This is a genomic window from Halomonas sp. SIMBA_159, assembly GCF_046536035.1.
Taxonomy (GTDB): domain Bacteria; phylum Pseudomonadota; class Gammaproteobacteria; order Pseudomonadales; family Halomonadaceae; genus Vreelandella; species Vreelandella venusta_A.
Genome location: NZ_JAWJBT010000002.1, coordinates 41,913 through 60,705, shown reverse-complemented (window position 1 = coordinate 60,705; position 18,793 = coordinate 41,913). Strand labels below are relative to the sequence as shown.

The 18,793-nt window shown below is 59.0% G+C and carries 20 protein-coding genes; 7 read left to right on the top strand and 13 right to left on the bottom strand.

Annotated features, from left to right (window positions below):
* Positions 1–17 precede the first annotated feature (17 nt).
* The 5 genes from R0J87_RS01550 to R0J87_RS01530 are packed head-to-tail and all read left to right on the top strand — an operon-like array spanning position 18 to position 5,348.
* A complete protein-coding gene (locus R0J87_RS01550; RefSeq protein WP_498883884.1) occupies positions 18–653 on the top strand; it encodes an ATP-binding cassette domain-containing protein in 636 nt (211 codons plus the stop codon).
* Positions 640–1,359 (top strand): TIGR04283 family arsenosugar biosynthesis glycosyltransferase, encoded by a 720-nt coding sequence (locus R0J87_RS01545; protein WP_498883882.1) that lies wholly within the window; start codon positions 640–642, stop codon positions 1,357–1,359. The genes R0J87_RS01550 and R0J87_RS01545 overlap by 14 nt, the downstream gene beginning before the upstream one ends.
* On the top strand, positions 1,349–1,972 hold the full coding sequence (locus R0J87_RS01540; RefSeq protein ID WP_498883880.1) for a TIGR04282 family arsenosugar biosynthesis glycosyltransferase: 624 nt from the start codon (positions 1,349–1,351) through the stop codon (positions 1,970–1,972). Before R0J87_RS01545 ends, R0J87_RS01540 begins: the two co-directional genes overlap by 11 nt.
* 53 nt (positions 1,973–2,025) lie before the next feature.
* Positions 2,026–4,170, top strand: a complete 2,145-nt coding sequence (locus tag R0J87_RS01535) for a dihydrolipoyl dehydrogenase family protein (RefSeq protein ID WP_498883878.1) — start codon at positions 2,026–2,028, stop codon at positions 4,168–4,170.
* Complete coding sequence (locus tag R0J87_RS01530) at positions 4,167–5,348, top strand: FAD-dependent oxidoreductase (RefSeq protein WP_498883876.1); 1,182 nt, start codon at positions 4,167–4,169, stop codon at positions 5,346–5,348. The genes R0J87_RS01535 and R0J87_RS01530 overlap by 4 nt, the downstream gene beginning before the upstream one ends.
* A 12-nt stretch (positions 5,349–5,360) precedes the next feature.
* Here R0J87_RS01530 and R0J87_RS01525 read toward each other — a convergent pair whose 3' ends face one another.
* Together R0J87_RS01525 and gloA are read right to left on the bottom strand one after the other, a co-directional pair.
* A complete protein-coding gene (locus tag R0J87_RS01525) occupies positions 5,361–5,813 on the bottom strand; it encodes an META domain-containing protein (protein ID WP_498883874.1) in 453 nt (150 codons plus the stop codon).
* 24 nt (positions 5,814–5,837) lie between these two features.
* Positions 5,838–6,278, bottom strand: a complete 441-nt coding sequence (gene gloA / locus R0J87_RS01520) for a lactoylglutathione lyase (protein WP_498883872.1) — start codon at positions 6,276–6,278, stop codon at positions 5,838–5,840.
* Positions 6,279–6,497: 219 nt separating this feature from the next.
* On the opposite strand from gloA, the gene R0J87_RS01515 reads away from it, so the two are divergent.
* Positions 6,498–7,568 (top strand): metal-dependent hydrolase, encoded by a 1,071-nt coding sequence (locus tag R0J87_RS01515; RefSeq protein WP_404344724.1) that lies wholly within the window; start codon positions 6,498–6,500, stop codon positions 7,566–7,568.
* 32 nt (positions 7,569–7,600) lie between these two features.
* On the opposite strand, the gene R0J87_RS01510 is transcribed toward R0J87_RS01515, so the two are convergent.
* From R0J87_RS01510 to rho, 9 genes are all read right to left on the bottom strand, one after another.
* On the bottom strand, positions 7,601–8,335 hold the full coding sequence (locus R0J87_RS01510) for an MliC family protein (protein WP_498883870.1): 735 nt from the start codon (positions 8,333–8,335) through the stop codon (positions 7,601–7,603).
* A 41-nt stretch (positions 8,336–8,376) separates the two neighbouring features.
* Complete coding sequence (locus tag R0J87_RS01505; RefSeq protein ID WP_404344722.1) at positions 8,377–8,889, bottom strand: DUF3087 family protein; 513 nt, start codon at positions 8,887–8,889, stop codon at positions 8,377–8,379.
* Between the two features lie 96 nt (positions 8,890–8,985).
* A complete protein-coding gene (locus R0J87_RS01500) occupies positions 8,986–10,050 on the bottom strand; it encodes a 3-deoxy-7-phosphoheptulonate synthase (RefSeq protein ID WP_498883868.1) in 1,065 nt (354 codons plus the stop codon).
* Positions 10,051–10,053: 3 nt separating this feature from the next.
* Positions 10,054–10,233, bottom strand: a complete 180-nt coding sequence (locus R0J87_RS01495) for a hypothetical protein (protein ID WP_404344720.1) — start codon at positions 10,231–10,233, stop codon at positions 10,054–10,056.
* A 130-nt stretch (positions 10,234–10,363) separates the two neighbouring features.
* Positions 10,364–10,504 (bottom strand): hypothetical protein, encoded by a 141-nt coding sequence (locus tag R0J87_RS01490; protein ID WP_404465032.1) that lies wholly within the window; start codon positions 10,502–10,504, stop codon positions 10,364–10,366.
* Positions 10,505–10,605: 101 nt separating this feature from the next.
* Positions 10,606–10,734, bottom strand: a complete 129-nt coding sequence (locus tag R0J87_RS01485) for a hypothetical protein (RefSeq protein ID WP_285263815.1) — start codon at positions 10,732–10,734, stop codon at positions 10,606–10,608.
* Positions 10,735–10,809: 75 nt separating this feature from the next.
* Positions 10,810–11,577 (bottom strand): NAD(P)H-flavin reductase, encoded by a 768-nt coding sequence (locus R0J87_RS01480; protein WP_498883864.1) that lies wholly within the window; start codon positions 11,575–11,577, stop codon positions 10,810–10,812.
* A 41-nt stretch (positions 11,578–11,618) separates the two neighbouring features.
* Complete coding sequence (gene ubiD / locus R0J87_RS01475) at positions 11,619–13,112, bottom strand: 4-hydroxy-3-polyprenylbenzoate decarboxylase (RefSeq protein ID WP_498883863.1); 1,494 nt, start codon at positions 13,110–13,112, stop codon at positions 11,619–11,621.
* A 61-nt stretch (positions 13,113–13,173) separates the two neighbouring features.
* Positions 13,174–14,433, bottom strand: coding sequence for a transcription termination factor Rho (rho, locus tag R0J87_RS01470; RefSeq protein ID WP_038481222.1), 1,260 nt, complete (start codon positions 14,431–14,433; stop codon positions 13,174–13,176).
* A gap of 477 nt (positions 14,434–14,910) precedes the next feature.
* Here rho and ppx point away from each other — a divergent pair, with 477 nt between their 5' ends.
* On the top strand, positions 14,911–16,461 hold the full coding sequence (gene ppx / locus R0J87_RS01465; protein ID WP_498883860.1) for an exopolyphosphatase: 1,551 nt from the start codon (positions 14,911–14,913) through the stop codon (positions 16,459–16,461).
* Between the two features lie 3 nt (positions 16,462–16,464).
* Here ppx and tilS read toward each other — a convergent pair whose 3' ends face one another.
* Positions 16,465–17,760: a tRNA lysidine(34) synthetase TilS gene (gene tilS / locus R0J87_RS01460; protein ID WP_498883858.1), complete on the bottom strand. Its 1,296-nt coding sequence runs from the start codon at positions 17,758–17,760 to the stop codon at positions 16,465–16,467.
* Positions 17,741–18,697, bottom strand: a complete 957-nt coding sequence (accA, locus tag R0J87_RS01455) for an acetyl-CoA carboxylase carboxyl transferase subunit alpha (protein WP_498883856.1) — start codon at positions 18,695–18,697, stop codon at positions 17,741–17,743. Before accA ends, tilS begins: the two co-directional genes overlap by 20 nt.
* Positions 18,698–18,793 lie beyond the last annotated feature (96 nt).

Genomic DNA, 18,793 nt, shown 5'->3' with positions numbered 1-18,793 from the left:
TGTGGATAAGGAACCCCGTGAATAACGCTGCCAATGCCCTGACCCTAGAGCAAGTAAGCATTCACTTAGCTGGCCGCCAGCTGTTGCATGTGGACGCCACGGTGACCCCCGGCGAAGTGCTCACCGTGATGGGCCCCTCGGGTTCCGGCAAATCGACGCTGCTGGCCTTTATCGCCGGCTTTTTACACAGCACGTTCACCGCCCAAGGGCAGGTTCGCCTTGGCGACACCGACGTACTCAGCCTGCCCGCCGAGCAGCGCGGCGTTGGCCTGCTGTTTCAAGACCCGCTGCTGTTTCCCCACTTGAGCGTCGGCGGCAACCTGCGTTTTGGCCTGCCCCATCGCAGCCCGCAGAAGAGCGCACAGGTTGCCAAAGCGCTCGACCAGGTAGGGCTTGCGGGTTTCGAAGCCCGCGACCCGGCCACGCTCTCTGGCGGGCAGCAGGCCAGGGTGGCGTTGATGCGCTTGTTGCTCTCCCAGCCCCGCGCCGTGCTGCTGGATGAACCCTTCTCCAAACTCGATACGGCGCTGCGCCAAGAGATGCGCACGCTGGTCTTCGGCCAACTGCGGGAGGCGGGGCTGCCTGCCCTGCTCGTTACCCATGACGAAGACGATGCGACGGCGGCAGGGGGGCAGATCATTGCCCTTGGCTGATCCACACCCCGCGCCTGCGTCTCTGAGCATCATCATTCCCATGCTCAATGAAGCAGCGGGTATTCAGATGACGCTCACGCGGCTGCAACCACTGCGCGCCTCAGGCGTTGAACTCCTCGTCGTGGATGGCGGCAGCACCGATGCCAGCGTGGCCCTCGCAGCCCCGCTGGCCGATGCGGTACTCAGCAGCGCCCCTGGACGAGCACGGCAGATGAACCTTGGCGCGCAGCACGCCCACGCCCCGGCGCTGCTTTTTTTGCATGCAGATACCCAACTGCCCCCCGGCGAAGAGCAGCGTGCGGTGGTAGATCTACAGCAGGCACTGGCCCACCGCGCCTGGGGGCGGTTTGATATTCAGCTCGCGGGGCGAAGCCGCTGGCTGCCGGTGGTCGCGAGCTTGATGAACCTGCGCTCGCGGATTAGCGGTATCGCGACCGGCGACCAGGGCATCTTTGTGCGCCGCGATACGTTTTTCGCGCTGGGCGGCTTTCCCAATCAGCCGCTGATGGAAGACATCGAACTCAGCAAACGCCTGAAGGCACATTCCCCCCCCGCCTGCCTGCGCCAGAAGGTGATAAGCTCGGGCAGGCGCTGGGACGAGTTCGGCGCTTGGCCCACCATTCGCCTCATGTGGCGGCTACGCTACCGCTATTGGCGCGGTGTCAGCGCCACACAATTGGCTAAGGAGTACCGCGATGCACGTTAAGCTCGCCGCGCCCCACCTGCACCTGCTGGCCAAAGCGCCGCTGCCGGGTCAGGCCAAGACGCGTTTGATTCCCTGCTTGGGCGCAGAGGGCGCCGCCGAAGCCCACGCCGCCATGGTGCGCCACTGTGTTGCCACCGGCTGCGAAGCGCTGGGGGCGGAGAATGTCACGCTGTGGACCTCGTTAGACCACCATCACCCGCTATTTTTAGAGCTTCAGGCCCAACACGGCATGGCCTTGGCCGCCCAAGAGCAGGGCGATGTGGGCAGGCGCGTTCGTCACGCGCTAAACAGCGCCGATGGCCCCTCTATGGTGATGGGCACCGACTGCCCCAGCATTACCAGTGCCATGCTCAAACGCTGCCGAGCAGCCTTGAGCACCTTTGCCGTGGTGATTCTACCGGCTGAGGATGGCGGCTACGGGCTGATTGGCAGCCACCAGGACTACCCCAGCCTGTTTGAAGACATTCCCTGGGGCACCGAACAGGTACTGAGCGTGACGCAAGCGCGCCTGGCGGCGTTGGGCCTGGAAGCCGCCTACCCAGATACCATGTGGGACATCGACCGCCCCGAAGATTGGCAGCGCTGGCAGCAGTTGCGTCACGCCAGCGTGTAAGGAAACGTTCCGTTTTAGCACTGAGTACGAACCCCTTTTCCAAGGAGCCTGCCATGAACCGTCAGCGCCTGCTGATTATTGCCCTACTGCTACTGGCCGTGATTGGCTTTTACGTTAGCGGCGCCCATACGTTCTTCACTCTGGATACCCTGCAGGCCTACCGCAGCGATTTTCAGGCAGCATTCCAGCGGTCGCCCTGGCAGGTGGCGGGCATCTTCTTTGCGGTGTATGTGGCGATGGCTGCACTCTCGCTGCCCGGCGCGTCGCTGTTAACACTGCTGGGCGGTGCGCTGTTTGGGTTGGGCTGGGGGCTAGTGATCATCTCGTTTGCCAGCGCCATCGGCGCGACGCTCGCCTTTCTACTTTCCCGCTTTCTGTTTCGTCAGCCCATCGAAAAACGCTTTCCCCGCCAGTTCCACACGGTGAACCGGGGCGTCGAGAAAGATGGCGCGTTTTATCTGTTCACCTTGCGTTTGGTGCCCATTTTCCCGTTTTTCATGATCAACCTGGTGATGGGCCTAACGCGGATTAAAACCACCACGTTTTACTGGGTGAGCCAGCTCGGCATGCTGCCCGGCACGGCGGTTTACGTGAATGCGGGCGGCCAGCTCGGCGAGCTGGAAAGCCTGAGCGGCATTATCTCGCCTGGGCTCATCGCCTCGTTTGCGCTGCTGGCGGTGTTTCCCTGGGTGGCCCGGCGCATTGCACTGATGGTGCAAAAGCGCAACGCCTATAAGGGCTTCACTCGCCCTAGCCGTTTTGACTACGACATCGTGGTGATTGGCGGCGGCTCGGCGGGGCTGGTGACCAGCTATATCGCCAGCGCCGTGAAAGCCAAGGTGGCCCTCATCGAAAAGCACAAGATGGGCGGCGACTGCCTTAACACTGGCTGCGTGCCTTCCAAAGCCTTGATTCGGGCTGCCCGCGCGGCCCATGAAATTCGCACAGCAGACCGCTTTGGCGTGAGCGCCAGCGAGCCCCGCGTGGATTTCGCCAAGGTGATGGGGCATGTGCATCAGGCCATCCGCGATATCGAGCCCCACGACAGCGTCGAGCGCTACACCAAGCTCGGTGTAGAGGTGTATCAAGATCACGCCACCCTCGTTTCACCATGGGAAATTCGCGTGGGCGATCAAACTCTCACCGCTCGCCATATCGTGCTGGCCACCGGGGCGCGCCCTCGCGTGCCGCCCCTGCCCGGCATCGAGCACGCGCCGCTGCTCACCTCTGAAAACCTCTGGTCGCTCAACGAGCTGCCCAAACGGCTGGTGGTGCTGGGTGGCGGCGCGATTGGCTGCGAACTGAGCCAGAGCTTTGCCCGCTTAGGTAGCCACGTCACCTTGGTAGAGGGCGCGCCGCAACTGCTGGGCCGGGAAGATAAAGAGGTGGGCGAGCACGTAGAGCGCACGCTCACCCAAGAGGGCGTGACGGTGATGACCGGCGCGAAAGCGCTGGAGGTGAACCAAGTCGACGGGGAGCATCAGCTTGTTATTGAACACTTGGGTGAACGCAGCACCTTAGCGTTCGATTACCTGCTGGTGAGCGCGGGCCGTCAGGCCAACGTGGAAGGGTTAGGACTAGAGGCGCTAGGGATTACCACCACCGACGGCGGCACGCTGGCCCTCAACGAGCGGCTGCAAACGCGCCTGCCCAACATCTGGGCCTGCGGCGACTTAGCGGGCCCCTACCAACTGACCCACGCGGCCGCCCATCAGGCGTGGCACGCCGCCGTGAATGCGCTGTTTGGCGAGCTGAAAAGCTTCGCGGTGGACTACCGCTTTATGCCCGCCGTTACCTACGTTCAGCCGGAAGTAGCGCGAGTGGGGCTTAACGAAAAAGAGGCCACCGCGAAAGGTGTCGCCTTTGAAGTGACCCGCTACGCCATGAGCGAAAGCGACCGCGCCATTGCCGAAGGCGCCCCCGAAGGATTTATCAAAGTGCTCACCGTACCCGGCAAAGACAAAATTTTGGGGGCAACGATCGTCGCGGAGAACGCCGGGGAGTGGCTGGGCGAGTTCACCATCGCCATGAAGCACGGGCTGGGGCTGAATAAACTGCTCGGCACCATTCACCCCTACCCCACGCTAGGCGAAGCCGCCAAAGCCACCGCAGGCGTTTGGAAAAACGCCCACAAGCCGGAGCGAGTGCTGGCACTGCTGCAGAAGTACTTTAGCTGGCGGCGCGGTGAGGGCCAATGACACGGCAGCTACTGCTCATCGGCGCGGGCCACGCCCACGCCTTCGTACTGGAAGCGTTTGCTCAGCGCCCGGATAAAGCGGTATCGATCACCGTCGTGAGCGACAGCCACTTCGCCGCCTACTCGGGCAGCGTGCCTGCGTGGCTTTCTGGGGAGTGCACGCTGCGGGATACTCAAATGGATATCGCGGCGCTCTGCCAGCGGGCGGGGGCTCGCTTTATTGCGTCTCCAGCTGTGGCGCTAAACACGAGCGAGCGTCAGATAACGCTGGCGGATGGCAGCGTGATTGCGTTTGACGTGGCCTCCTTCAACGTCGGCTCGACGCTCGCGTTACCGCACGTCATTGACCCGCAAAGCGATAAGGGTATCGGGGCGAAAGGTATTGAGGAGAGTGCGCTGCCCACGCTGCTGGCCATGCGCCCACTCAGCTCGCTACACCACCGCTGGCAAGCATTACGCGAAGAGGTGGCTAAACTGCCTGCAGGAGCGCGCCAGAACGTAGTGAGCGTAGGCGGCGGCGCAGCAGGCTGCGAGACGCTGATGAGCGTCCTGGCGCAGCTTCACCAACAGCGCCCGGACATTCACTGGCAAGGCAAGCTGATCAGCGCCGCAAATACGCTGCTGCCCGGCGCGGGCTGGCTGCCCCGCTGGTTAACGGCGCGAGCGCTCACACGTGCGGGCGTGCGCGTCCACACAGGCGTGCGGGGGCGCGCCTTGGTGCCCGGCGGCGTGCAGACCGACACTGGCGATTATATTGAAGCGGATATCGTGCTCTGGGCGACCGGAGCCGTGGGCCAGGCGTGGCTGCAGCAAACGGCGCTGCCGTTGGATGAGCGAGGTTTTATCCCGGTGGATACGTCACTTGAGGTTATTGGCCAACCGGGCATCTTTGCCGCTGGCGACTGCGCTGCGCTGCGCTCTTCCCCACTCCCTAAGGCTGGCGTTTATGCGGTGCGCATGGGGCCCGTATTGGCAGAGAACCTGCGGGCTGCCTGCCACGGCAAACAGCTCGCCTCGTGGCAACCTCCGCGTCGCGTGCTGGCACTGATTGGCACTGGCGACGGTCACGCGATTGCAAGCCGTGGAGCCATGGGCTTTTCGGGGCGCTGGGTATGGCAATGGAAAAAGCGGATTGATGCGCGCTTTATCGCCCGCTTCAATCCGCCTTTTAATGACTAAGCCGATAGCGGCTTAGTTAGCTTCCCGCCAGCCGCCGAGCACACGGCTATCCGGTCCGAAGAACACCAAACGGTCGTGGTCGATCAAGTAGCGATAAGCAGTGTCCAGCATATCAGTGACCCGCTTGGCATCTTCCATATTCGGGCACGCCATACGGGTCGAGGCCAGCTCGCTAAATTCGATGCGCTGGCTTTCGCCCAGGCTCACCTTGCCGGTGAACTGGTTACAGCCATCCGAGCCGCTGACCTTACCGTCGCGGCCAATGCGGAAAAACGGCGTCTCGGGCATAGATAGCCGTTCATCAGTACCGACTAACAGCAAGTTCCAGCGCTGCTCGACCACTGGCCCAGAGAGCGTGCCGCCTTGCGGCGCGTCGATTCGCTCTTGCTGCGGTGCGCTGCTGCAAGCACTAACCAGTAGGGCTAAGCCTATCCCCAACAGCACATTACGGGTTTGTCCTTTCACCTTATTAATACTCCCTGTTAAACGTTACCAGCTACCGCTGTTTTCCATAGAGGCCCAGGGCTCCTGGGGGGCCAACGCATCGCCTTTTTGCAGCAGCTCCACGGAGATGCCGTCAGGCGACTTCACGAAGGCCATGTGACCATCGCGGGGCGGGCGGTTGATGGTAACGCCGTTGTCCTGCAGATGCTGGCAAAGGGCGTAAATGTCGTCGACACGGTAGGCTAGGTGTCCAAAGTTACGACCACCGGTGTACTCCTCTGGGTCCCAGTTGTAGGTCAGCTCAAGCTCGGGAGCCGTGAGACGCTCGTAGCGCGCTTCATCTTCAGGAGCCGCCAGGAACACCAGCGTAAAACGGCCCTTTTCGTTCTCTTTGCGGCGCACTTCTTTCAGGCCGAGCAGGTCACAATAAAAGTGAAGCGAGGCGTCTAAGTCGCTGACACGTACCATGGTATGTAAAAACTGCATGTCATTTCCTCTTCATTGAAGGATGGTAAAAGTGAGTGGCTCATCAGTATAGAGATGTGCGGCAAAAGGTGCATAGCCCCATCAAAACATAGACAAGATTGCGACAATAAAATAAAAAACAGAAAGTCTGTACAATGATGCCATTGCTGTTGACTGATTTATTAGACGTCGCTACGCGCATGTCTAGGAGTGATTCCGTCTAATTAAGAGGAGAAGTGCGTGGATTCAATTACGCAAGCGGCGCTTGGTGCAGCAGTAGGTGGCGCCATATTAGGCAAGCGCCTGGGCCGTAAGGCCATGCTGATCGGTGCGGTCTTGGGCACCTTGCCTGACTTAGACGTTGCGCTGGACTACGGCGATGCCATTGCCAATGTCACCGAGCATCGTGGCTTCAGCCACTCACTGTTTGTGTTGACCGGCTTAGCCACGCTACTGGCCGTGCTGTGCGCTCGCTTTGCTCCCGCACGGGATATCTCGCTTGGCCGCTGGTGGTGCTTTTTTGCACTGATTTTAATCACCCACCCGCTGCTTGATTCACTGACAACTTATGGCACTCAGCTGCTTTGGCCATTAGACGCACCGCCCGCTGCCTGGCCGATTATTTTTATTATTGATCCGTTTTATACCCTGCCGCTGCTGATAGCACTGATCATTGGCTGCTTCTCGCACAAGGTGCGTGGGGCCTGTCGTACGGGGCTAGCGATATCCTGCGTTTACCTGTTGATGGCAGCGGGTGCCAAATGGAGTGTGGAGCAACGCCTTGAGCCGACACTGGCCGATGCGGACTTACAGGCTGCCCCCGTTCTAATCCAACCTACGCCGTTTAACATTGCGCTATGGCGCGCCACCGTCATTGATGAAGACCGCTACTACGAGAGCTTAATCAGCGTATTTGACCGTGACCGGCTACCCGCACTTGAGCCGCTGCGCCGCAACGTAGCATTGGAGGCCAGCGCACTAGAAGGGCCGCTGGGCCAGCGGTTGACCTGGTTTACAGGGCCATTTTTACGCTTTGAAACCCGCTTTATCGACGATAAAGAGACGCTAATTGCTACCGACATTCGACTCGGGTTTCCGGGGTTTCATCCGTTCAACTTCACCCTAGCGACCCGTGAGGGTGACCGTTGGGTGCCGGTGGAGATCAGCGAAGAGGTACGAACCCCTAGAGGCTTACATCTGGCCACACTGGCGCGGCTGGCTGCCCGGGCTGGCGGCGATATCTCGGCCCTGTGCGCCAGCGATTACGTAGAACCACAGTGGCGCGCAGAGCCGTTTCTGTACCGTTGCTAATGGGCCGGGTCGTGATGGCTAGGGCGTGATGACTAGGGCGCGATGCCCTGGCCGCACCCTTTGTACTGTTCGCCCCCTATGGTGAGCGTCACACGGGCGGGATAGGGCTCACCGCTCATGTCATCAAAGCAGGCACCCGACTCAATGCGTACGCGGAAAAACTGCTCGGCGTTGGCGTTCTCAATCACGACCCTGCCCGCTTGGTTATCCATCACGCTGACCATATAAGGCATGGTGGTGGTTTCGCTGCCGTAGTTGGTGGTCCAGGTCATGACAGGCGCATCGTTCGCCAGCTCAATCGACCAGCCCGGCTCGTTACCTCGCGCTAAAAACATCACGCCTGGGTGGCTTGATCGGGTTGCAATCTCCCTGTTAACTCCCTGTTGGCACTGCAGCTGCCCACGGGGCGTTTCAATTTGCGCCTGATCGCCGCGGTTCCAGAAGCTGATATCGCCATCCTGGTAGCGTGCTCCACTGGCGACCACGGCCTGAGGCAACCGCCATGCGCCGTGTAGCGACCACAGCCGCAGTTCTTCGCCATTGACGGCCGTGACTAAGTCTTGATTGGCAGGCTGGCAGTTCCAGGCTTGAAAGCGCTCGGCGCTACCGGGAAACAGCACCGAAGGCAGCAGCGGTGCGCTGCTCTGCACGCTGGTTTTTACCGGCGTTTGCGACGTTGGTGCAGGCGTGCTGGCAGCACAACCTGCCAGCAGTAAACTGGCAGCCGCCGCAGCGACGAGTGGTAATGAAGTGGCGTTAGCATTCATCAAACACGCTCCCTGTTATTTTCGTAGCCAGTGGCACTAGGTCATTTTTGTTTAAACGCGCTCAGGTCTTGCGGCTCAAACGTATCCACTTCTGCGGGTAGGCCTAACGCTTCGCGTTTGACCTTGACCTGCATTTTTTCCGCTAAACGCTCAGCGTCGTCATCGGTGGTGCGGCCATTCAGTTCTGCTAACTGGGCCATGCCCTGGTGGTAAAAGGTCAAAATATCCAGCGCTAAACGATTATCCTCTTCCACCGCGCGGCGCAGCGGCTGTAGGTAGCTGCTAATACGCGACAGGTGGTGCTTAAGCTGCCAAACATAGCGCATCTCGGTCATCCAAGGGCGCTCTCTAAGCGCAGCAAACATCGCGCTGGTGGCGAGCAGGCCAAGCAGTACGCCTAGCGCATTCAACCAAATGCTGCTGCCAAAGGTAGTGGTGAGGAGCATAGAAAACAGCAGGCCAAAAATAATCAGCTGCCCGGCCATCGCCACGCTGATGATGCGCGCTTTGCGCTGGTAAGACGCGGGGTCGTGCTGTTCAAGGGAAAAGGCCATGGCCAACCTCGTGATCAAAAGGAACTCTTATGATACGGGGCTGGCCGGGGCAGTCAACGCGCTAAAATGGGTACAAAAAATAATGGGTACGAAAAACTAAGCAATGCGCTCAGCGGCGGTTTTTAGCAGGCGCTCAGTGGTTTCCCAGCTGACGCAGGCGTCGGTGACCGAGACACCGTAACGCAGCGCGTTGGGCGCAAGCGCTTGCTTGCCTTCGAACAGGTGGCTCTCCAGCATCAGCGCGACCAAGTTGGCATCACCCGCCTGGCGCTGGGCTAATACATCCAGCATCACTTCGCTTTGGCGGCGGTGATCTTTGCGGGCGTTGGCGTGGCTGCAGTCCACCATCAAACGCGGATTCTGGCCCGCTTCGCGCAGCGTATTAACGGCGCTGCGTACATGGTGGGCTTGGTAGTTGGGCTCGCCGTGGCCGCCGCGTAGCACCACGTGGGTGTGCGGGTTGCCGGCGGTCTCCTGCATGATGGGGCGACCCTGGCGATCCATAGCGAAACGCTGATGGGAGTGGGCGGCAGCCTGCATGGCATCAATGGCCACCTGCACATCGCCGCTGGTGGCATTTTTGAATCCTACGGCGGCGCTAAGGTCGCTGGCCAGTTCCCGGTGCAACTGGGATTCCGTCGTTCGCGCCCCAATCGCCACCCAGCTCAACAGGTCATCCAGGTACGGGGCTAACATGGGCTGTAACAGCTCGGTGGCTACCGGCAGTCCACGGGAGGCGACGGCGTGCATAAGCTCACGGGAAAGGGCGATACCGCGCGGCATGTCGCCGCTGCCATCAAGATCAGGGTCGTAAGCCAGCCCCTTCCAACCTACCGTGGTGCGCGGCTTTTCAACGTATACGCGCATCACCGGCAAAATCTGCTCGCTGACCTCATCGCTAAGAGCGGCTAGACGATCCGCGTACTCCAGTGCAGCATCGGGGTCGTGGATCGAGCACGGGCCTACCACAACGAGCAAGCGGTCATCCTGCCCATTGAGAATGCGCTGTACCGCTTGGCGCTGATGGTCAATTTGTGCGCTGAGGGTGCTGTTCACCACCACCCGTTGACGCAGTTCAGCCGGTAGCGGTAGCGCCGTTGCAGACATTAGTGTGGAGGCCTGGGCAATAGAGGAACAAGCGGTGTTGATAGGGGCATTCATAGGTTAACTCTCCGAATTCGTATGACATAACGCGTGACATCGCATCAACAACTTGCCACCCAGGCGGGCACGGTCGGAGGTGGCCACTGGCACCAACCGCGCGTCGCTAAATCGCCAGCTATAGCCATAACCGATATAACGGATGGCGTTGAGGCTGGCGATGAAGTGGGCGCGGTAAGACATGGTGCAGCTCCTTAATAAATGACCTATGAAAATGAGTGTACGTAAAACGAAAGAAGCCCCGGTGGAGTTACCCACCGAGGCTTCTTTGCGTGCGGCAGGCAACCGAGGTGGTGTGCCTGTTGGCGCGACGTTAGGCGTCGGCCAGGGGCACACCGTGGCTAAACCAATACGCTGCATAATAACCAAATTGAGTAGCACCGACGCTCGCCCAAGCACACGCCACCGTTTCCGGTTTAGCGGTGACGCTTGATAGCAGCGTGGCGTGTAACATAGAGTTTCCTCAATCGGTTAATAACTAACTGTCTTTATCCTGCCTGCGCATTCGCTAAATGGCAACCGAGAATTGCACACGGATTGCCATCGGCCGGGGGATTAGCTGCCGAACGCTTGAATCCAGCCAATGGTGGCGGGCAGCGCGCTCATGCCGACTAGAATCACAATGCCGAGAATAATCGGCAGGATGCCAGAGTCATCTTTAAAGTTGTCGTCGTGATGGGCCATAACAGCCTCCTCGTTATCACTCGTTATTAATAGTGTTCACGGCTCACGCCGCACGCTAAAAAGAGACCGATTATTTTAGTGAGGGCGCGGGGCATAGGCAAATACATCCGAGAACATTCGCTCGCTGCTGCCCCCAAGACGTTCCAGTATATCGACACAGGCATACACCATGCCCGGCGAGCCTGACAAATAGATATCAAAGTCGCTGGGCGTGACCGGGGCGTTGGCAAGCTCACTCTCTAACACCAGATCAACGCGGCCCTGATGATGGGCAATACGCTCGCCCGGCGCCAATGGCTCGGTCAGCGGAAACTCTGTCACGGCATGGAACGCAACGTGGTCATACTGCTGCGCCCACTCACAGGCAAGGTCTTCTGCATAGAGATCGCGGTGCTCCCGATTCGCCCACCAGAGCGAAATAGGCCGCGAGGGCTGGTCGCGCAGCGCGGCTTCAACGATGGCTTTCATCTGGGCAAAACCGGTACCGGCGGCAATCAACAGCAGCGGACGCTCGCTTTGGGTATCCAGCACACAATCGCCGCTAGGCAGGCGCACGGTGAGCTGGTTAGCCACCTGCAGCAACTGGCGCAGGCGCTGTGAGTTATCCCGCTCAGGCCAGTGCTGAATCTGTAGTTCTAGCGTGCCATCGCCGCGATCACAGCTAGCAATCGAAAACGGTACCCAGGTAGCGTCATCTAATTTTATTTCTAGGTATTGACCGGGGGCGTGCTGCATTGCCTCGGCGCGCCCAGCGAGCGTTACCATAAACACGTCAGGATTTAGATCCTCAACGGCGGTAACTTGGCAGGTTAGCGTTTTACACGTTAACGTCCTAGCGCTCATGAAAGCCTCTTTGTGGAAAGTCGTTTAACCCGCACAGCGCACTAGCTATGGCGCGGCTTAGGCAACGGAATGTCGATACCCAGCTCATCCCAGCGCTCGTCAACGCGGGTTTTCACCGCCTCGTCCATGACAATGGGGGTGCCCCACTCACGGTCGGTTTCACCGGGCCACTTGTTAGTGGCATCCAGCCCCATTTTGGAACCAAGACCGGACACCGGCGACGCAAAGTCGAGGTAGTCGATGGGGGTGTTCTCTACCATCACCGTGTCGCGCGCCGGGTCCATGCGCGTGGTAATCGCCCACATCACGTCTTCCCAATTGCGCGCATCGACATCGTCATCCAGTACGATCACAAACTTGGTGTACATAAACTGACGCAGGAAGCTCCATACCCCCATCATCACGCGCTTGGCGTGGCCGGGATACTGCTTCTTCATCGTCACCACCGCCATACGGTAGGAGCACCCTTCCGGCGGTAAGTAGAAGTCGACGATTTCAGGAAACTGCTTGCACAAAATAGGCACGAACACTTCGTTTAGTGCGACACCTAAAATGGCAGGCTCATCGGGCGGACGGCCGGTATAGGTGGAGTGGTAAATCGCATCGCGGCGCATGGTCATCCGCGTCACGGTAAACACCGGGAAGTGGTCCACCTCATTGTAGTAACCGGTATGGTCACCAAACGGGCCTTCAGGTGCCATATCGTCGGGGTATAGAAACCCTTCGAGAATGACTTCAGCAGAAGCGGGGACATCAAGATCTGAATGCGCACACTTCACAAGCTCGGTGCGCGAACCACGCAGCAAACCCGCAAACGCGTATTCCGACAGCGTATCGGGTACCGGCGTCACTGCGCCTAAAATAGTCGCCGGATCAGCACCCAGCGCCACCGCCACGGGGAAGGGTTCACCGGGGTGAGCTTTTTGGAACTCAAGAAAATCCAAAGCACCGCCGCGGTGGGAGAGCCAACGCATAATCAGGCGGTTTTTGCCGATTTTCTGCTGGCGATAAATCCCCAGGTTCTGGCGTTTTTTATGCGGGCCTTTGGTAATCACCAGCGGCCAAGTAACGAGCGGTGCCGCATCGCCCGGCCAGCAGTGCTGGATCGGCAGCCGGCCTAGATCAACGTCATCCCCTTCGTACACCACTTCTTGGACGGGCGCGCGCTTAACGTTTTTCGGCCCCATGCTAAGCACTTGCTTGAAGATCGGCAGCTTATCCCAGGCATCTTTAAGACCTTTGGGGGGATCCGGCTCTTTTAAAAAGGCCAGCAGCTTACCCACTTCTCGCAGCGCTTCCACCGAATCCTGCCCCATCCCCAAGGCCACCCGTTTCGGCGTACCGAATAGGTTGCCCAGCAGCGGCATATCGTGGCCCTTCACGTTTTCAAACAACAGCGCAGGGCCACCAGCACGCAGGGTACGGTCGCAGATTTCGGTAATTTCTAGGTAGGGGTCAACTTCTGCCTTAATGCGCTTTAGCTCACCCTGGGCCTCTAGCGCCGCAATAAAGTCGCGCAAGTCGTTATACTTCAAAGCACTCTCCTTAACCCGGCTGTCAGACGCTGTCTTGCTAGTGCCGCAGCAATGTAGCGGCTTAGCGGCGCTTCATCGCTTCAAAGAATTCCAGATTCGTCTTGGTGTCTTTCAGACGATCAATCAGGAACTCGGTCGCTGCGGTGTCTTCCATCGGGTTAAGCAGCTTGCGCAAAATCCACATGCGCTGCATTTCATCTTCAGAGGCCAGCAGGTCTTCGCGACGCGTACCGCTACGGCGAATGTTGATTGCCGGGAACACGCGCTTTTCGGCCAGCTTGCGGTCAAGGTGCGCTTCCATGTTGCCGGTGCCCTTGAACTCTTCGAAGATGACTTCGTCCATTTTCGAGCCGGTATCCACTAGCGCGGTGGCAATAATCGTCAGGCTGCCGCCCTCTTCGATATTACGCGCTGCACCAAAGAAACGTTTCGGCTTTTCAAGCGCATGGGCATCAACACCACCGGTGAGCACCTTGCCAGAGCTCGGTACCACGGTGTTGTAGGCACGCGCGAGACGAGTGATAGAGTCGAGCAGAATCACCACATCTTTCTTGTGCTCTACCAAGCGCTTGGCCTTTTCGATGACCATTTCCGCCACTTGCACGTGACGGGCGGGCGGTTCATCGAAGGTAGAGGCTACGACTTCACCGCGCACGGTGCGCGACATCTCGGTGACTTCCTCCGGGCGCTCATCGATCAGCAGAACGATCAGGTGGCACTCAGGGTTGTTACGCGTAATAGAGGTGGCGATGTTCTGCAGCATCAGCGTCTTACCCGCCTTCGGCGGAGACACCAAAAGGCCACGCTGGCCTTTACCAATCGGTGCGGTTAGATCGATGATCCGAGCCGTGAGGTCTTCTGTCGACCCGTTGCCGATTTCCATGCGCAGACGATCATCCGGGAACAGCGGCGTTAAGTTCTCAAAGAGAATCTTATGCTTGGCGTTTTCCGGGCGATCAAAGTTGATCTGGCTAACTTTGAGCAGGGCAAAGTAGCGCTCGCCTTCTTTTGGCGGACGGATTTTGCCGGAAATGGAGTCACCTTTGCGCAGATTGAAACGACGAATCTGTGAAGGCGATACGTAGATATCATCCGGTCCGGCGAGGTACGAGCTGTCGGCGCTACGCAGGAAGCCGAAGCCATCCTGGAGAATTTCCAGCACACCGTCGCCATAAATATCCTCGCCGCTTTTGGCGTGTTTCTTGAGGATGGCGAAAATGATGTCCTGCTTGCGCGAACGGGCGAGGTTGTCGATACCCATTTCGCGGGCGATATCGAGCAGCTCGGGAACGGTTTTTTGCTTGAGTTCAGTGAGATTCATCGGTGTGTTAGAAAATTGCTCATGAAAGCTAGGCGCAAGGCGCCGGGAATAAGACAGGAGGCGTGGCCTAAATAATAGGGCTAAGCGCCGAGTGATGCGTTCAGAACCCGTCTAGGCACACGCTCAGGAAAAGTGCTTGGCAGTCACTGTCGCAATGCCTAAAGCGTCGTAAGTGGCATCATTGACTGTTTAGCATGAGGGTGCAAATAAACTAGTTAATCTGATTGGCACAGAAAGCAGTGTTTCAGAAAACAGTGTTTCAGCGGGTAATCTGACGACTTGGACATCTGGCTGATGCCATCTGGATACGTACTGCTCGGGACGCCCGAGTCAGTGCGCTTGTTAGACGAACAAGCCAACTCGGATCAAGCCAGTAGCTCGATGGTAGTCAAGGCCCGCGACAAACGCAAGCCTTTGGCAATTGACAATAGTCAGAGTGCGCCGCAACCTTGGCATAGCCCATTTGAAGGATAGCTCATGCCCAAGGACATTTCGCTCCCCATCGCCGCGCCCACTGCCGAATTTGAGAGTGGTGAACCGCAGCGCCTAGCCGCCATTGACCTGGGCTCCAATAGTTTTCACTTGCTCGTTGCCAACTACCAAAATGAGCGTTTACAGGTAGTTGCTCGCATGGGTGAAAAAGTCCAGTTGGCGGCAGGTCTTGACGAGAACGGTTACCTCAGCGAAGCCGCCATGCAGCGCGCGCTGGATTGCTTGAGCCGTTTTGCGCCGTTTTTAACCGACATTGAAGGACCCAACCTGCGGGTGGTAGGCACCAACGCCCTGCGCGATGCCCATAACAGCCAAGCCTTTATTGAGCGCGCTGAAGCTCAGCTTGGACACGCCATTGAGATTATTGCCGGACGCGAAGAGGCCCGCCTGATTTATTTAGGTGCCGCCCACGCCCTGGCGGAAAGCGGTCGCCGCTTGATTGTGGATATCGGCGGCGGCTCCACCGAGTTCATTATCGGTGAAGCCTTTGAGCCCAAGGCGCTAGAAAGCCTGCGCATGGGCTGCGTTACCTTTACCGGGCGCTTTTTTGCCGACGGCGAACTGACCGAAAAACGTATGCGTCGCGCCGAACTGGCCGCGCTTTCTGAGCTTGCCAATATTCAGCGCCCATACCAGCGACTGGGGTGGGATGACCCCGTCGGCTCCAGCGGAACTATCAAGGCCGCCGCCAGCGTGCTTTACGCCTACGGTGATACGCCCCAAGAAGGTGTGATTACCCGCAGCGGGCTGAAAAAACTGCGCGAGCGGCTGTTAAAGTGCAAGCAGTTGGATAAGGTGGAGTTAGATGGCCTTAAGCCAGATCGTGCCCGCGTATTCCCCGCAGGCATTGCGATCTTGAGCGCTATCTTTGAAGCCTTTGACCTGCATCAGATGCGCTTTGCCGACGGCGCTTTGCGTGAAGGCGTGCTGTATGACATGGCAGGCCGCAACAGCGCCGAAGACACCCGTTCCAAAACCCTCGATATGCTCAAACGAGTGTATGACGTCGATTCCCGCCAAGCAGAAAACGTGGCGGAAACCGCTAAACGGCTGTTTGCCGAGGTAAAGCAGCCATGGGGCTTAACCACTGAACAGGGCTACTATGTCAGTTGGGCGAGCCATGTCCATGAAATTGGACTGGCGATTTCCCATAGCCAGTTCCATCGCCATGGGGCTTACTTGCTAGAACATTCGGATCTCGCCGGGTTCTCCCGCCCCGAGCAGCGCTTGCTGGCGTTTTTAGTGCGCGCCCACCGGCGTAAATTCCCGCTAAAAGAGTGGCAGGCGCTGCCCGCCGCTCAACAGCAAAGCGCCGCTAAGCTGGCCCGGCTGCTACGCTTGGCCGTTTTGATCAACCATTCACGGCCAGAAGGCGCACCCGCACTTCCCTCTATCGCTGCCGACAGCAGCAGCGATGCGCTGACCATTACGCTGCCACCCAGCGAAGAGCCGACCCTGCTTAGCACCGATTTAGAGCAGGAGCAGGCGTTTATGGCCAGTGCAGGGTTTACGCTCAACCTAGAGACTGCCTCCTAGCGCTCAACCTGAAACGTGAACTTGAAAAGTAGCCCCTTCCGCCTGCCACAGCACGTTGGCCGGCGGTTGGAGCACGCCAAGACAACGCTCTCCCGCCATCACTACCATCATCCGCTCGCGCTCCCAGGGCGGTATGTCGCCCTCTTGTAACAAGCGCTTTAGATCGCGCCGACCACGGCCAGGCAGCACAAGCACCTCCCCACCCTGTCGCCAACGCAGCATGAGCGGTTCTGCTTGGAACACATCGCCTTCCAGACGAAGCTGCAGCGGCCCAAGCGGAGTGCTCACTCCCGGCTCTCCGTTCCAAGGCGTCTGCCAATCCGGCAACGCAGCCAACGCCGTCATAAGATACAGCCTGCGCCGCCACACCCGCGCCTGAACGCCTGGCCACTCCACCAACACCTGCGCATCTTGGGACGCCATGAGCTGGCGAATCAGGCTATCAAGACGCGCCTGGGGCGGCGTGGGCAACTCTAGCTGTTGGCAGAGCGTGCGTATCAGCAGCCGCTGGCGGGGCAACGGCAATGCGGCCAGCGCCGCTGCATTTAAGCAACCAGGGCTCAGCCTCAGCGTTGCCAGCTCCTCGCTAGCATAGCTGGCGAGCAGCGCGTCGGCCTCACCGGCCAAGCCAGCGCTCTGCGCCAGCGAGCGCACCGCACCGGGCCAGCGCTGAGTCAGCGTTGGCAGTACGTCATGGCGCAAGCGGTTACGATCCAACGCAAGATCACGGTTGGTAGGGTCTTCGCACCAGGTAAGCGACAGGGCGTGAGCCGTATCCGCCAGCGTTTGGCGGCTGACGCTAAGCCAAGGGCGCAGCAGAACGATGCCACACCACTCCCGGCGATACGGCATGCCCGCCAGGCCACGGATGCCACTGCCACGCAGCGCTGCCAGTAACAAGGTTTCCGCTTGGTCATCCTGATGCTGACCAAGCCATAGCGTGTCACCCGGCTGCACATACTTTGCAAAGGCCGCGTAGCGAGCGCGCCTAGCGGCGCCCTCTACCCCTTCGCCTTGCGATTCAATCGCCACACGCTCAACCGTCAGCGGCACATCAAGGTGCTGACACAGTCGTTGGCAGTGAGACTCAAAGTCGGCCGCCGCTGCCTGCAGGCCATGATTAACGTGCAGAGCGTGCAGGCGGTAACCACTGCTGTGGCAGACCTGTGCCGCCAGCGTCAGCAGCAGCGACGAGTCCAAACCACCTGAGAGCGCGACCCAAACACGACGCCCCGGCGGGGTCTCCGCCAGGGCGTCATTCAGCAGGCTTAAAAGCGGGTTAGGCGGCTGGGGCGCCATAACTCATCAAACGCTTATAGCGACGCTCCAGCAGTGCATCGGTATCCAGCGACTGCAGGCGGTCAAGGCTTGCCGTCAGTGCCTCTTTCACACGCGATGCGGTATCCACAGGGTGCCGATGGGCACCGCCCAACGGCTCTTTGATAAGCGAGTCTACAAAGCCCAGCTCTTTTAAGCGCTCAGCGGTAATCCCCATGGCCTGGGCCGCGTCTGATGCTTTTTCGGCACTCTTCCACAAAATGGAGGCGCAGCCTTCCGGCGAAATCACTGAGTAGGTGGAGTACTGCAGCATGTGCAGTTCGTCGCACACCCCAATCGCCAGCGCGCCGCCGGAGCCGCCCTCGCCCACCACTGTGGAGATAATCGGCGTTTTCAGGCGTGACATGACGGCCAAGTTATAGGCGATGGCTTCTGACTGACCGCGCTCTTCCGCATCGATACCGGGATACGCACCGGGCGTATCGATAAACGTCAGAATGGGCATTTTAAAGCGCTCGGCCATCTCCATCAGGCGGCACGCTTTGCGGTAGCCTTCAGGGCGCGGCATGCCAAAATTACGGCGCACTTTCTCTTTAACATCGCGGCCTTTTTGGTGGCCAATCACCATCACCGGCGCATCGTTTAGGCGCGCAACGCCGCCAACGAGGGCGGCGTCATCGGCGAAATTACGGTCACCGTGAAGCTCATCAAAATCGGTGAAGACATGCTCTAAATAGTCCAGCGTGTAAGGGCGCTGGGGGTGCCGCGACAGCTGAGACACCTGCCAGGGCGTCAAGTCTTTGAAGATCGACTCGGTTAGCTTACGACTCTTCTCTTCTAAGCGTGAAATCTCATCAGAAAGATTCACCTGGCTGTCGGAGCTAACCAAACGCAGCTCCTCAATCTTTGCCTGGAGTTCGGCAACGGGCTGTTCAAAATCAAGATAATTTGGATTCATCGGCTCTGCCTGTAAATGAGCATTCAATGGTAAGTATTATCGCACCCTGACCCCGCCACGCAAGGCACTGGCTCTTCAATTCACGCGCGAGCCCTA